This is a genomic window from Dendrosporobacter sp. 1207_IL3150 (assembly GCF_036763085.1).
GTDB lineage: Bacteria > Bacillota > Negativicutes > DSM-1736 > Dendrosporobacteraceae > JBAIYU01.
Map to the genome: position 1 here is coordinate 72,526 of NZ_JBAIYU010000031.1, position 15,554 is coordinate 88,079.

General features: G+C 36.6%; 14 protein-coding genes. 11 read left to right on the plus strand and 3 right to left on the minus strand.

All coding sequences use genetic code 11. The annotated features are described in order from the left end of the window. Window positions 1–18: 18 nt before the first annotated feature. The 6 genes from V6C17_RS14465 (at window position 19) to V6C17_RS14490 (ending at window position 5,393) form a co-directional block, all read left to right on the plus strand. Window positions 19–750 carry an AAA family ATPase gene (locus V6C17_RS14465; RefSeq protein ID WP_333523383.1) on the plus strand — a complete coding sequence of 244 codons (732 nt, stop codon included), beginning with the start codon at window positions 19–21 and terminating at the stop codon, window positions 748–750. Between the two features lie 193 nt (window positions 751–943). Continuing rightward, complete coding sequence (locus V6C17_RS14470) at window positions 944–1,336, plus strand: VOC family protein (protein ID WP_333523286.1); 393 nt, start codon at window positions 944–946, stop codon at window positions 1,334–1,336. Between the two features lie 499 nt (window positions 1,337–1,835). Beyond that, window positions 1,836–2,885, plus strand: coding sequence for an aminotransferase-like domain-containing protein (locus tag V6C17_RS14475; RefSeq protein ID WP_333523287.1), 1,050 nt, complete (start codon window positions 1,836–1,838; stop codon window positions 2,883–2,885). A gap of 42 nt (window positions 2,886–2,927) precedes the next feature. Next, the gene (locus tag V6C17_RS14480; RefSeq protein WP_333523288.1) at window positions 2,928–3,524 is read left to right on the plus strand and encodes a DJ-1/PfpI family protein; all 597 of its coding nucleotides are present in this window, start codon (window positions 2,928–2,930) and stop codon (window positions 3,522–3,524) included. 416 nt (window positions 3,525–3,940) lie between these two features. Continuing rightward, on the plus strand, window positions 3,941–4,753 hold the full coding sequence (locus V6C17_RS14485; RefSeq protein WP_333523289.1) for an amidohydrolase family protein: 813 nt from the start codon (window positions 3,941–3,943) through the stop codon (window positions 4,751–4,753). A gap of 25 nt (window positions 4,754–4,778) precedes the next feature. Further along, window positions 4,779–5,393: a class I SAM-dependent methyltransferase gene (locus V6C17_RS14490; protein WP_333523290.1), complete on the plus strand. Its 615-nt coding sequence runs from the start codon at window positions 4,779–4,781 to the stop codon at window positions 5,391–5,393. Between the two features lie 246 nt (window positions 5,394–5,639). Here V6C17_RS14490 and V6C17_RS14495 read toward each other — a convergent pair whose 3' ends face one another. The 3 genes from V6C17_RS14495 to V6C17_RS14505 all read right to left on the minus strand — a co-directional run bounded on the left by V6C17_RS14495 (window position 5,640) and on the right by V6C17_RS14505 (window position 7,989). Further along, window positions 5,640–6,140: a GNAT family N-acetyltransferase gene (locus V6C17_RS14495; protein ID WP_333523291.1), complete on the minus strand. Its 501-nt coding sequence runs from the start codon at window positions 6,138–6,140 to the stop codon at window positions 5,640–5,642. 63 nt (window positions 6,141–6,203) lie between these two features. Continuing rightward, window positions 6,204–6,983 carry a transposase gene (locus V6C17_RS14500; protein ID WP_333523292.1) on the minus strand — a complete coding sequence of 260 codons (780 nt, stop codon included), beginning with the start codon at window positions 6,981–6,983 and terminating at the stop codon, window positions 6,204–6,206. An 82-nt stretch (window positions 6,984–7,065) separates the two neighbouring features. After that, complete coding sequence (locus tag V6C17_RS14505) at window positions 7,066–7,989, minus strand: hypothetical protein (protein ID WP_333523293.1); 924 nt, start codon at window positions 7,987–7,989, stop codon at window positions 7,066–7,068. Between the two features lie 335 nt (window positions 7,990–8,324). Here V6C17_RS14505 and V6C17_RS14510 point away from each other — a divergent pair, with 335 nt between their 5' ends. The 5 genes from V6C17_RS14510 to V6C17_RS14530 all read left to right on the plus strand — a co-directional run bounded on the left by V6C17_RS14510 (window position 8,325) and on the right by V6C17_RS14530 (window position 15,517). Further along, on the plus strand, window positions 8,325–11,984 hold the full coding sequence (locus V6C17_RS14510; RefSeq protein WP_333523294.1) for a dynamin family protein: 3,660 nt from the start codon (window positions 8,325–8,327) through the stop codon (window positions 11,982–11,984). A gap of 108 nt (window positions 11,985–12,092) precedes the next feature. After that, the gene (locus tag V6C17_RS14515) at window positions 12,093–12,746 is read left to right on the plus strand and encodes a trimeric intracellular cation channel family protein (RefSeq protein ID WP_333523295.1); all 654 of its coding nucleotides are present in this window, start codon (window positions 12,093–12,095) and stop codon (window positions 12,744–12,746) included. Window positions 12,747–12,916: 170 nt separating this feature from the next. Further along, window positions 12,917–13,651, plus strand: a complete 735-nt coding sequence (locus V6C17_RS14520) for a sulfite exporter TauE/SafE family protein (RefSeq protein ID WP_333523296.1) — start codon at window positions 12,917–12,919, stop codon at window positions 13,649–13,651. A gap of 101 nt (window positions 13,652–13,752) precedes the next feature. Beyond that, the gene (locus V6C17_RS14525) at window positions 13,753–14,361 is read left to right on the plus strand and encodes a dienelactone hydrolase family protein (protein ID WP_333523297.1); all 609 of its coding nucleotides are present in this window, start codon (window positions 13,753–13,755) and stop codon (window positions 14,359–14,361) included. Window positions 14,362–14,500: 139 nt separating this feature from the next. Next, window positions 14,501–15,517, plus strand: coding sequence for a hypothetical protein (locus V6C17_RS14530; RefSeq protein WP_333523298.1), 1,017 nt, complete (start codon window positions 14,501–14,503; stop codon window positions 15,515–15,517). Window positions 15,518–15,554: the final 37 nt, after the last annotated feature.

Genomic DNA, 15,554 nt, shown 5'->3' on the forward strand with positions numbered 1-15,554 from the left:
GGGGGATAAGGCTTGAGCATGGAAGCATTTAATATGAAACACTATCTGCGTTCTATAGAGCTATTAAAAGACAAAATAGACAATTTTAATCAATATCCTTTTACACTGCCTATAATAAGGAATTTAGATACTTTGAAATTTGACAAACAGGTTACATTTATCATAGGTGAAAACGGATCAGGTAAATCAACATTACTAGAGGCAATCGCTATAGCTTGGGGCTTTAATGCCGAAGGGGGAACTCGTAATTTTACATTTTCAACAAGGAGCTCTCACTCTTCGTTACATGAATACATTAGGTTAATCCGGGGAGTCAAAAAACCTAAGGATGGCTTTTTTTTAAGGGCGGAAAGCTTCTATAATCTTTCAACAGAGATTGATGAGCTAAAAGTCACTGAGTTTTATGGTGGAGTATCTTTACATGAACAATCACACGGAGAAGCGTTTTTTGCTACTTTCATGAATAAATTTAAAGGACAAGGACTGTATATACTTGATGAGCCTGAAGCGGCCTTATCTCCTATGCGGCAACTAGCGATGATTTCAAGAATCCATGACTTAGTGCAGCTTAACTCACAATTTATAATTGCAACACATTCACCTATAATAATCGGTTATCCAAATGCAACAATATTACAAATAGCTGATAACGGTATAGATGTTGTTGAGTTTGAAAATACCGAACACTATATCGTGATGAAAGAATTTATTAATAACCGAAAAAAAATGTTAGAAGTGTTACTAGAATAGTCATTTGCAGCTAATTCATTTTATCAAAGTTCGTGATATGACGATGCTAAGCTAAATGACTTTTGGGAAAAAATAATATGGAAAGGGTTTCCATATTGATAAAGAATAAAGCATAGGGGTTAGAATTTTATTACCTAAAAGGAATTTATGGTTCCCTACATATTCAAATAACTGATTTAGAAAGGACATGATTATGATGAAACAAATAACTCCCAATTTAATGGTAGAAAATGTTAATCAAACAGTGGATTATTATAAAAGCGTTTTAGGATTTGAGTTGGTGATTTCGGTTCCGCAAGAGGGAATATTCAATTGGGCGATGGTAAAGCAAGGAGAAGTTCATTTAATGTTCCAAGAGAGAGGAAATATAATTGAAGAATATCCAATTTTAAAAGATAGACCAATCGGTGGAGGGCTAACTTTTTATATAAAAGTTGACGACGTTGAGGAATTATATAAAAAGATAAAAAATAGCGTGAGCATCATATTAGATTTGCACACTACTTTCTATGGCACCGTGGAATTCGCAATTCAAGATATAAATGGTTTTATTTTAACCTTCGCAGGTAATGGTAAAGAGGACTAACGTCAGTTAGCCATATACGAATTACTACGAGGCCGTGCATATGATGGACGAGTCTTATTTTGTTCAAAGCCAATTTATAAGAATTATAGTAAACCAGAGATTAATCATCTTTTAGTAGAGGTATCTTATTAAAGGCGTCAGATCTTATAGCGAAAAGTCTACTAGTCAGTGTAAAACTAGTAGACTTTTTTTATGCTTAGAGCTCATTTTTGTATTCAGCTCAGAGAATTATCATAGAAGAACATTGGCTTAGTATCCAATTTTTCGATGAAAGAGTAAGTGGATATTTACAAATACCTAACATATAAACTAGTATATTAGGTAATTGTTGTAAATAAGTGTATTTAGGAGAGAGATAATTATGAGTGTTACTTTTGCTAAACGTATGGAATTAATGAGAGCGTCCGATATTCGTGAGATACTCAAAATTACTCAAAGACCTGAAGTAATATAGTTTGCAGGAGGCCTTCCGGCACCTGAGTTATTCCCTATTGAGCAATTGAAAAAAGTAGCAGTAAAAGTATTAGAGGAGTCGGGTAGTCAGGCGCTACAGTATTCTACTACTGAAGGATTTGAACCTTTAAGAAAACAGATTGCCAAAAAGATAAATGCTAAATTTAAGACTAATGTTGACTATTCTAATATATTAATAACTAGTGGCTCGCAACAAGCGCTTGATTTTTCCGGGAAATTATTCTTGGACGATGACGATGTGGTTTTGTGTGAAAGTCCAACATATTTAGCCGCAATAAGTGCATTTAGAGCATATAGAGCCAAATTTATTGAAGTGCCAACTGATGAGAATGGAATGCTAATTAATGAGCTAGAAAGAATTCTTCAGCAGAATAAAAGTGTTAAGCTAGTGTATGTTATTCCTGATTTTCAAAATCCGACTGGTAGAACATGGTCTTTAGAGCGCCGGCAACAATTTATAGAGATAATAAATAAATATGATGTACCTGTTATTGAAGATAATCCATATGGAGAACTGCGATTTGAAGGGGAAATGTTGCCAGCAATAAAATCACTTGATAAGAAAGGCCTCGTAATATTTGTTAGTACATTTTCAAAAACTTTCTGTCCGGGTCTAAGAATAGGATGGATAGCAGCCGATGCGAAATTCATAGAAAAGTATGTTCTTATTAAACAAGGGGCCGATCTACACACATCATCGATAAGTCAGCGGGAAATCTCAAAATATATGGAGTTATATGACTTCGATTCAGATATAGAAAAGATTATCACGGTATATAGACGTCGCAGAGATACTATAGTTGATGCAATGGAAAAATACTTCCCAAGTGATATTAAATTTACTCGGCCGCAGGGCGGTTTATTTACCTGGGTAGAATTACCAATCAACATGAAAGCTAAAGAGTTACTAAACAGATGTCTCAAACAGAATGTTGCATTTGTACCGGGAGATTCGTTTTTCCCAAATAAAGTAATCGAGAATACTTTTCGGCTGAACTATTCCAACATGTCAGAAGAAAAAATCCACGAAGGTATTAAGCGTATATCTAAAATTATAAATGAAGGACAACAGTAAATCCTTAAATAGTTAGCAAGTATATTACCTGGGAGGTCGGCTATGGGGGAGCGGTGGGATGTAGGTATTTTCTTATTTAACGAGGTTGAGGTGCTGGATTTTGCCGGTCCATTTGAAGTTTTTTCTATAGCTTCTATTCCAGATCACGTTGATAAACCGTTTAGAGTTCACACAATATCACAATATGGAGATATGATAAAAGCTCGAAATGGATTAATGATCCAACCGGAGTATCGTTTTGAAAACGCTCCTGACTTTGATATTCTAATTATTCCTGGGGGCTATGGAGCAGAAGAGATAGAAATAAATAACCAAGAGGTAATAGATTGGATTAAATTACAGAAGGATAAAGTGAAGATCATGGCTTCTGTATGCACAGGTGCATTCCTATTAGCAAAAGCGGGATTACTGAATGGAAAAAGGGCAACTACCCACTGGATGGATGCTGATCGCCTAGAGCGGGAATTCACCCAACTTAAAATCATTAAGGATATAAAATTTATCGATGAAGGCTCGATAATTACCTCTGGAGGAATTTCTGCTGGAATTAATATGTCCTTCCATATTATTAAGCGATTACTTGGCGAGGATGTAGCAAGAATGGCCGCAAAGCGGATGGAGTATGATATAAATATTTAATTCATAAAGAAAGAAATTTTGTAAAAGTATCAACGAAAAACAAGAGAATGCTAAACTAGCTTTCTCTTGTTTTGTTTTAAAAATTTTGTTATCTGAAATCTTGTATAGATTTATAGCCTTTTCTTTACAGATCTCATTCAGTTTTATTATCGTTACTAAATTAATATTGAATAAAGGAATAATAATAATTACTAATTGAACGGCAGCTTAATCTGTTTGGATAAGGAGTTCAATTCCGAATATGTTTAGGTATATGATTCATCCGATGTTTGAATATTATAAAAAGTTAGTTCTATATAACTTTTCATCAGTTATGTACGATGTTATGATAAAGTAAAATATAAATTTCTTTGAGAAACAGGTTGCATGTAAAAGATTAGTGAATACACGAAAAATGCAAGGAAGGACAATGCCCAATGAAGATAATCGATGCCCATATTCATTTCGCCTCACATCCTTATTTTGACGAGATTGCAGAAATGGCGGGTCATAAAAATACTAGTGAGCATCTTAAAGAACAATACGCTAAGCATAATATTGTACACGGAGTGGTAATGGGGAATCAAAGTTTGCAGTTGAGCGAACATGAGTATCCTGAATATCTTAGTTATTGTGTCGGACTGGACAGTTCATGCTTTAACATTGAAGAAGTGGTGCAGCAAGCGTATCTGGTCGAAAAGCATTTGCAGAGAAAAAATTGTGTCGGCATTAAGTTATATCCAGGATACAATCACTTTTATGTTTACGATTCGGTTCTTGATCCGTTTTATCAACTGGCAATGCAATATAAAAAGCCTGTAGCAGTTCATACTGGATTAACAGCTACCAGTCATGCTATCTTAAAATACAGTCAGCCGATGACTTTGGACGAGGCTGCGGTACGCTACCCACAAGTGCAATTTATCATGTGCCATATCGGGAATCCATGGATAATTGACGCTGTCGCGGTAATGGAGAAAAACGAAAATGTTGCTGCTGATCTTTCAGGAATCCTAGAAGGCCGGATCGACAGTATGCCAGACTTCCTAGCTAAAAAGCACGGTTATATTAACTTCTTAAAAATGTGGCTGGAATACCTCGATAAATATGACCAATTGTTGTATGGAACAGATTGGCCGTTGGCTAATATTCCAAATTATATTGAATTTATCGCTCATATAATTCCAGAAAAACATCATGATAAAGTGTTTTTTGACAATGCGAATAGGATTTATGATCTTGGTTTTTAAATAGGTATTAAGGTGGGAGGAAGAAATGGATTTTAACGTTCAGTCCATAAATTGGGATAACGAAAACAGAATAAAAAGGGCAAAGATCATTTCAGAGGAGATAGCTTCTGTCATTGACATTAAAGAATACTATAGTGCTTTAGAATTTGGTTGCGGAACTGGTCTCATTAGCTTCAACCTATATGACAAGATCAAAGATATAACTTGCATTGATACATCGCAAGGCATGATAGAAATGTTAAATACAAAAATCCAGCAGAATAATGTTAAGAATATAACAGCTTACCAACACGACATTAATAATCATCCCTCACTATCAGATAAATATGATTTAATTTATACATCAATGGCCTTACATCATATTGTTGATATCGAAACAACATTGACACGATTATATAAATTATTAAAGAAAAATGGATATTTGTGTATTGTAGATCTAAATGAAGATGATGGCAGTTTTCATAAACTCGAGGTCGATTTTAATGGGCATAATGGCTTTAATCAAAATGAACTTAAGAAAGTTCTTGGGAAAATTGGTTACAAAGAATTGGCGTCACATACGTTTTATAATGATACAAAACATGTAGATGGCGTTGAAATTAGTTATTCACTGTTTGTTATGACTGGAAGAAAAATATAAGCAAGTATGATATAGAGTTGCTGAAAATACAAATCTAGCATAGGCAGATTGAAAAAAAAGAAATAGACTGTGAATAGTGGTTTAGCCAAATGATTACTTATCAAAAGAGTCCTCGCCATTTGTGGCGAGGACTCTTTTGTGGAGCGAGGACCGCTTTATTCGTTTGAGGATAGGCTTTCAGATTAGACCTGTAGGTTTAGTCTTTTTATAGAGTAGAGTATGTAGTTTAGTCTTGTTTTTCTTAGTTTAATTTCGTTGTAAAACAAGTGTCATATCAAACCACTGAGAACCACCGTGCTTCGATTCTGAAATTCCCTGATTAGCATAGCCAAACGATTCATAGTAATGAACTAGTCTGCCTTTACATGTTAAAATTATGCTCTTACGCCCAGTATTTTTGGCTATTTGAATAAAATGCTGCATTAGCTGAGCGGCTACGCCTTGGCGACGGTACTCGGGTATCACGTCTAGTCCAAATACTGATAAGTTCGAGCCGTTTGGTATATGGTGCTGTATATTATGAAACATTTCATCATAAATAACAGAGCTGTTTGTTACACAGCCGTTAATAAAGCCAATCAAGGTTCCATCTATATCAGCTACTAGAAAGTAGCCGGGAAAGGCCTTAATTCTATCTTGAAATGCTTCACGCGATGCTGCTTCTGCGGCAGGAAAACAAAGGGCCTCAATCTCAGCTATACGGTCTAAATCTTCTGGTCGAACTCTACGAATGATAAATTCTAGCATAACTGCTGCCTCCAGTTTATAAACTAAATCAAAAAGATTGACGGAGTTATTGTTTTCTACCTATCAAATAGTCAGTTTTCTCACTTTTTCGCGGTTGATACCTGTCAATTGTGCTATTTGTCTGCACGAGATTTTGCATTGGGAAACTAGTACCTGTACCAACTCGGCAGCTATATGCTGATTATTATACTTGCGCAAATCCTCGATAGACATTGAACGACTCTCTAAAAAACGCGTTATAAGATTTTCCGCTTGTTCGACACTTCTATCAACGATATCTAGAAATGGGTGCTGATTATCTTCTGCCAAATGAAATTCTCTAAATAATTGTATCGCACTCTCCTTATTAGAAGAGAATTGACCAAGGATATCTTCCATCTCAGGCAAAAACGGAAAAGCTTCATTATATCCTAGATATGAAGGATAGCTGCTCCATAGATAGTTAGGTGTAGGACTGAGTTCAGACCCAAAAGGATTCTTATGTATATATCGTATGGCGCTAATTAAATAAGCATCATCTTCGATTGCCTTGCTGAGAAAACGGTCTTGAAAAACATGTCCAATCCGGTTGTGCTTTTTATTATAATAAGCCGCGTAGGTTACGCCAATCCTCTTCATATATATTTCTAATGGCTGCAGAACTTCCTGAATAACCATGTGTACGTGATTGTCCATAACACAATAAGCATACAGTCGACTAGTTGCTCCATCTTTCTTTTCGAGCATAGTATCTACAAACTTTTTCTTGTCTTCCTCGTCAAGAAAAATCGGCTTAAGTTCATTGCCGCGGAGCATAACGTGATATATACCTGTTGAACTTTTATTTCGTGCTTGCCTAGCCATGATACACCCCAATCGCAGTATTACTATAATGTCAGTGGGACCGTATTTTAAGGTTCCACTGACATTATAGTTTATTTATTGTCTAATGAGTGTCTGTAATGGTTTCCACAGAGTGCACTAAATCACCCGCAAAGTTAATTTTCTTATTGCCATAAATCCATGCTGAGTCATTTGCCTCCGATTTTTGCGGCTTGCCCCAACTAAGCATTACTTGTCCCTTTGTCATACCTTTTTCTACGTTACCGCTCTCAATCTGGTACCACAAACTGTGGGACCAACCGAGACTCAGTCGTGGATCTTCAGTAAACAAAACTTCTTGCCATGGAGCTGTTTTGGCCCAAGCAGAAACTGGAATATTGGTCCAGCTGTAAGCGATAGGCATTACCGCCTTTTCTCCATTAAATGAAACAACTAACCAAATCGGCTCATGAGACTGATTGCCTGCATATACATCAACTACAGTAACTGGACTGCCAATTGGAACTGGTACAGAGGCAGGGGTTTCATTCGAACCCGGCACATACAACCCTGGTAACTCCCTAAGTTTTGGGTAAAGGGTTTTACCTAAAAACTGTTTTTTTGCATTCGTTAGATCGGCTGTCAATACTAAGCCTTCCAATTGGCCTCGCATGGTACGGCCAACCAATTTTTCTCTGGTATCGTTTACCGTCATATAGACCATAAACTCGTTTTGATTAGGGCCTGCCGGAAAGGGAATAACTTCTGTAACTTTAACTTGCTTTCCAGCATGTTTCGCATAAGGAATGCGAGCGGACTGATCGCCTTCAAACCCACGAGCAGCATTATCTATTGTATAGATATCGTATCCGGAAGATTGCTTATCTGCTGGCAAAGCAATAAACGTGAAATTATGGCCTGTCCATTGTTCGGTTGTTAAGTTAAATGAAGGCGTTTCGTTAGAAGATTTGGCCGAAGCAGGGCCAATTGTTCCGAAGGCAATTAGCATACCTACAACAAGCAAAAGCCCTATGTTGAATTTTTTCATGATATCCTCCTTTATTAGTCTATCGGCAACATAATGATTTTCCAAGAGCACAGTACTAACTGTGCTAGGGGTATCACCGGTTTATTGTAGCATAAGGGCAGATTAGTGTCAAAAAGAACCGTCCCTCTTGACAGTGTCAGTTATAGCAGCTGCCGATAGAGCTATCAAAGTTTCCATTACTTATCAGCAAAAACCGTGAAATCGCAGGTCTTAATTTTGATCTTTTATAATTTACGTAAGATATCTTGTATAGTGGATAACATATCGTTGCCTATTTGTAGCTGTATAGTATAAAATAAAACGAATTACAAGTTTTTTATAAGGGGTAATTTTTTATGATTCAAACTGCGAATCGCCAAGTTACAATTCGATCATTAAAGGGACAGCTCTTAGCTGCTTATGAATATTTAGTAGATAACAATGATCAAGAAAATGCTGGAAAAGTTAAGCAATTAGCAGGCAAACTAGTTAGCGAGGAGTTTGCTATTGCATTTTGCGGGCATTTTTCTGCAGGGAAATCAACGATAATTAATCGCTTGGTGGGCGAAAATTTACTGCCGTCAAGCCCGATTCCAACTAGTGCTAATCTTGTAAAAGTCAAAGCGGGCGAAGAGTATGCAAAGGTGTTTTTTAAAAATGAAAAACCTCGTTTATATCTTGCTCCTTATGACTATAAAATGGTTAAAAACTATTGCAAAGATGGAGATCAAATACATTCCATCGAAATAAGCCATTCTGACTCAGAGCTGCCGACTAACACCGTTATTATGGATACTCCTGGTATTGATTCTGCAGACGACGCGCATCGTATTGCCACTGAATCTGCTATTCATCTTGCTGATTTGATTTTTTATGTAATGGATTATAATCATGTTCAATCAGAATTGAATTTTATGTTTACTAAAGAGCTAACTGAGGCCGGCAAAGAGGTTTATCTTGTTATTAACCAAGTTGATAAGCATTCTGATCAGGAACTTTCATTCTCAGATTTTAAAACAAGTGTGGTTGAGTCTTTTTCATCATGGGGAGTAAAACCGGCTGATATTTTTTATACTTCTTTAAAAAAAGATGATCATGAATATAATCAATTTCCTAAGTTACAGGCTTTTTTGGCGGAGCGGTTAAAAGAAAAAGATAGCTTACTCCTTCAATCTATCTTTCATTCTCTGCAAAAAATAATCAAAGATCATCTGGATTTAACAGCGAAAAAGAATGAACAGGAGCTAGAGCCTTTCAAGGATATTTTAAATGAGCTATCGGTTACAGAACAGCAAGAGTTAGCAGATAACTACAATAGGCTGATGGAAGAGAAAAACTCTTTGGGCGAGGGACTCGAAAAGGCAGAAAGCGAATTTGATAATGAAGTAAACAAAATCATGAAGAATTCATATTTAATGCCTTTTCAAACAAGGGCACTTGCGGAAGGCTATCTTGAATCATGTCAGAGTGAATTCAAGGTCGGATGGTTATTTACCAAACAAAAAACCTTAGCTGAAAGAGAAATAAGACTGAATAACTTTTACCAGGATATACTCGATAAAACAAAATCACTGCTAGAGTGGCATCTTCGTGAGTTTCTGCTGCGTTTTTTAAAGGAAAAGCGGGTCGAAAATAAAGAATTGCTTACTAAAATTCAGAGTTTTACTGTTCATTTTTCGCGTGATTTACTAGTCGGTCATGTAAAACCGGGGGCACGTTTATCAGGTGATTATGTTATTAATTATACGGATAATGTGGCAAATGAAATCAAACTTTTGGCTAAAAGCGTTTTATCTGAAATTGAGATTGAAATACTAAATGCTTTACAGGAAAAAAATACAGCCAGCCAGGTAAGATTAACTCAAAAATCCGCGAACTTGGAACGATATGTTGCCGCTCTGAAGCAAGTTAAAAAATACGAGTCAGCCAAGAGTATTGAGCAAACGAAACTCGAAAGGCTGCTTACTGAGACTAATGGGCTAGTGGATGACCGTGTTCATTTGTTTGATGTGGAAGAAGAGGAATTTGAGGTAGTTTCTGGGGAAACGGGGCATGTAGAACAGGTAAAGAAAAAATCTAGTACTCCTGTGAGCAAGCCAGTCATTCAAGAGAAAACTCCATTACCTTCTAAAAGAGACCTAATGAAACAAACAGCTGATAAACTGAAGAAGACAGCACAGCTTGTTCAGGGGTTGCCGGGCTTTAAGAAGCTTGCAGCTGAGCTGGTAGAAAAAGCTGAAAGATTAGACAATAAAGGGTTTACTGTGGCATTATTCGGAGCATTTAGTGCCGGTAAATCTTCTTTTGCTAATGCGTTAATCGGAGAGAAAGTATTACCTGTTTCGCCAAATCCGACTACAGCGGCGATTAATAGAATTAAGCCGATCAGTGATTCGCATCATCATGGAACTGTTCTCGTTAAACTTAAAGAGGAAGGTGCCATGCTTGAGGATGTAAATCGTGCCTTGAAAATGTTTGATGTTCATGTGGATAGCTTAGCTGCTGCAAAGACAAAAATAGAAAAAATCAATGGACATTTGGAACAGCTAGGTACTGGCGAGAAGACAAATTATGCTTTTTTACAGGCATTTACCCGTGGGTATGATGCTTTTAGCGCACAACTGGGTACAGTACTCAATACAACGATAACCGAATTTGGCGATTATGTTGCGATGGAAGAGAAATCCTGCTTCGTCGAATGGATTGATCTTTATTATGATTGTCCTTTAACTCGCAAGGGTATTACTCTAGTCGATACCCCGGGGGCTGATTCAATTAATGCCCGTCACACAGGAGTAGCGTTTGACTTTATCAAAAATTCCGATGCCATTCTGTTCATAACTTACTATAACCATGCGTTTTCAAGAGCAGATCGGGAATTTTTAATCCAGTTAGGACGTGTAAAGGATTCGTTTCAACTAGATAAAATGTTTTTTATTATAAATGCTATTGATTTGGCTGATAACGAGGAAGAAAAGGAAACTGTTATTGAGTACGTCCACGAGCAGTTAATAAAATATGGCGTAAGAAACCCGCATTTATATCCATTATCAAGCTTAAAAGCACTTAAGGAAAAGCAAGAAAAGATAAACAATCGTGTTTCAGGAATGACAGCTTTTGAGGAGACTTTCTATCATTTTATTACCAATGATTTGGCTAACATGGCAGTTGCAGCGTCGGAAAATGAACTGAGCCGTGTGTATAATCTGGTAACAAAGCTTATTGATAGTACGAGGGAAGATGCTGTGGTTAAACAGCGGAAGAGGGCAAATATCGAAGCAGAGAAAGCTGATATACACACAATACTTGGACAGCAGACCGCACAAAATTTACAAAACCGCCTGTATCAGGAAATCGAAGAATTAGTTTATTATATTAAGCAAAGGGTATTTTTACGGTTTAGTGATTTCTTTAAAGAGGCATTCAATCCCAGTGTGCTACGCGATGATGGCAGGGACCTGAAAAAAGCTGTGCGGCATTCACTTGAAGAATTACTCGAACAAATTGGCTTTGAATTTGCACAGGAAATGAGAGCTACAACCGTAAGACTTGATCGCTATGCTGAAAAGTTAGCAGCAGAGTACCAAACAACTCTTATCGAAATGATTAGTGAGATGAATCAGGATTTATCATTTTCTTACTATGAAATTAGGGAAAAAGCACAAATTGATTTTGAAGCTGCTTTTAAAAATATTCAATCTGGGTTATTTTCAAAAGCAATGGCTTACTTTAAAAATCCCAAAGCTTTTTTCGAAAACAATGAGAATAAATTAATGAGTGATGAGATATATCGTGTGCTTAACACAGCTGCAGATGATTATTTACAAAATGAACAAAATCGGATACAGGTTCTATATGGAAATGTCATGGAGAGTGAGTTTAGAGAGCTGATTTTGCACATGACGGAACAGACTGATGATTTTTATTTGAGCTTACTATCGGCCTTAGATGGCGGAGTTGCTGCAGAACAGTTAATAGAGATCCAGCAAAGTTTGAGGGAATTATATAGAGGATGAAACTAGGGAGTCCACTGGGGCAAGTGATATATAGTGATTAGTGGAAATATAAAGCCATAACCACCATTAGGTGGTATAACAGGTATTTGAAAAGAGGAAGAACCATCAATGACAGCTTGGAATATATTTGAGATTATGGGAATAGTGGCTTTTGCCGTTTCCGGTGCATTAACCGGAATACAAAAACGTTTGGACGTCTTTGGTGTATTAGTATTAGCTTTAATAACGGCCATTGGCGGCGGGGTAATGCGCGACGTTATTATTGGTAATACGCCCCCGTTAACATTTCGAGACCCTACTTTTTTTATCATTAGTTTGGTAGTCACTATCGGTGTATTTTTTACTTACCGATGGTTAGAACGATATAAAAACACCATTCAAATATTTGATGCTATCGGCTTAGGAGCTTTTACGGCTACAAGTGCCAAACTGGCACTTGTGCACAATCTGGATTCTGTATGCATTATAACTACAGTTTCTGTAATAACAGGTATAGGTGGAAGCGTTATCCGTGATGTGATTGTCAAGGAAATTCCTTATGTATTCCGACAAGAAGTGTATGCAATTACTGCTATCATTGGAGCCATGACCTTCTATTACTCACAGATGTACTTTGCCAGTCCTATCCCATTATATCTTTGCTTTACTATTACGACTGGATTGCGACTGTGCTGTATTAAATATGGATGGAACTTTCCGGTCATTGGAAGAGATTCAGAAGAATCAATAACAGATAGCCAGAAATCGGGGCACAATTTTTGAAAATCATAGTGTAAATTAAAATAAATCCTGCTAGTTTGGAATTTACTAGCAGGATTTATTTTTTATTTAAAAAAGCTAATTAATACACCTGCTATGGGTGAAGCTTTCTGTTGATGAATTATGTTAATGGCTTATCAATATTAAATTTAAAATATTGAGAAGGTGTAATAATGGATTCAATTTATGTGCACATTATGCTTGTTTTAGTTACATTGGGGACTTCTGTAGTGACGCTTTTTACTGGATTTGGGGTTGGCACAATCATGATGCCGATTATGTCATTATTTTTTGACGTAAAAGTAGCTATATTTTTAGCGGCAATTGTCCACTTCTTCAATAATGTATCTCGGTTAGCCTTATATCGGGAAGATATTAACTGGAAGATCATACAACGTTTTGGTATTGTGAGTATTGTAGGTGCCTTTATTGGATCCTATGCTCAGATTTATCTTGATAGTGCCTGGCTAAAAGTAGCAGTAGGCTTGTTTTTAGCTACATATGCCTTGATATCATTGATTAATATCAATATAAATTATAAATTGCCCGACAGAATAGATTTTATTGGCGGCTTCCTATCGGGTTTAATCGGTGGCTTAATTGGCAATCAAGGAGCGATTCGATCGTTATACTTGTTGAAATATGAGTTAAATAAAACAGAATTAATTGTTTCATCGGCACTAATTGCTGTAATAATTGATTCGACACGTATACCGATTTATGCCTATACTAACTCCAGGTATTTGCAGGAAAACATAGTTCTATTATCACTTATTGTCTTTACATCGATTGTAGGAACGGTTGTTGGTAGTAGAATTTTGCCAAAAATTTCACACGATTTATTTAAAAAGATTATTCTATTTGGGGTACTAATACTAGGAATACTAATGACCCTTAGCGTTATTTGAGCTAATAAGACCCATGGATGTTATATTTAAACTAAATTATTCTTTCCTTATTAATTATTTGTATTTAGCGCTAACGAGGTTGCAGTGAGGTGTTATCATCAATGCTGACTCATAAAAATAATTCAGATACAGTTATCATTGTTCTTCATGAAATCTATGGAATTAATGAACATATCATAAATGTATGTAAAGAATTATCAAAACGCAAGTATGATATTATCATTCCTAACTTGTTGAAAGATAGAATTAAGTTCAGTTATGATCAAGAAGAGCGTGCATACAATTACTTTATGAATAATATTGGCTTTGAAGGCAGTCTGAACCAGCTAAAACAAATTTTATTTAATGTAAGACCTCATTATAAAAAAGTCTATTTACTTGGATATAGTATAGGAGCTACTCTTGCTTGGTTATGTAGTCAGACGAAGTTATGTGATTTAGTAGTGGGATTTTACGGTTCAAGAATAAGAGATAATCCTACGGTGGTGCCTAAATGTCCCACGTTATTGTTTTTTCCCACTGAAGAAAAATCTTTTGACGTAGATGATCTGATTATCAAACTAACTAAAATAGATAACATTACCGTCAAAAAGATCTGTGGTAAGCATGGCTTTGCAGACCCATTTTCGAAAAACTATAACAATAAATCATCTTTTATAGCGTATAAAGAGATTTTGGTCTTTGTAAAAAAAGTATCAGCATTGAGCTGATACTTTTTTTACATATTAAGACATAATATTAAGAAAATGTAAACATTGCAGGAATTGCCGACAAAATATGGAATAATTATGGTAATTAATGTATAAATGTGATGTGAATTGTAGAAAAAAAGGAAACGAGTGAAATATTTTGAAAAAGAGCGTTTTAATAATTGCTGCTGCCGTTATATTGTCAGTAGCCACAGTTGGATCAGCGGCAACACCAGAAGTAAATGGCGATATTCGAATTCGTATTCAAGATCGCGCTGGAGACACGGATTCTCCTACCAAAGGAACATTCACCATTACCCGTGTCAGATTAAATGCCAGTATGCCTATTGAAAACAATACAAGTGTTTTCGGTCGACTAGCGCTAGAGCAGGCAGCCGGTGAAAAGGCTCACAGCAATGGATTATACGATACCAGCGGTGCTTTTGACCGATGGGGAGTTAAGTGGAAGTATAAAAACGGGGCGTTAAAAGTAGGGAGGCAGGATGTAGTATTAGGTCAGGACGGACTGGTATTGACAACGCTTATTGATGCTGTAGGTGAAAGCAATCAGTTGACGGGAATAGATGCAAGCTGGAAAGAGGGGAACACTTCTTTAAAGCTGGTCGGCGGCCGTTTAGGCAGCGGGTTGTTTCAGCCTCTTCACGGCATGGAGGCTAACCTGTATGCCTTGCAGGTAAACCGCAAGATCGACCAGCGATTTAGCGGAGGTGCGACTTATCGTCGAATATCGACAATCGACAATTATTCAACAACGATGGCTAATCTAATACCTCCTAATAAAAGTATATTCAACACATATTCTTTATTTGGCAGCTACTGTTTTGATTCTAAAAACGTAGTGTACACTGAAATTGGCAGTTCTAACGCCGATAGCGATGATAACGGTTTGAGTCTTGGTTTAGCCCATAGAATAGACAAAAAGAATAGCTATAGTATTAACTACTTTAAGCAGGAAAGGTACTCCGGGATGTTTCGCAATTGGGGAGCACCTGATTTTGCCCGCGAAGGCTCCAATACTTCCTGGAATGGGTATGCGCTCTATTACCGATATCAAATGAATGATAAAACGCTGCTGGAGATTAGCGATTATTATGAGAAAGGTAATGTAAGCAACTCAGCTAATCAATTTCGTGTAACCTTACTGGCAAATTTTTAAACTGGATGATGAATAGAGCAGTTAAATAAAGTTTGGG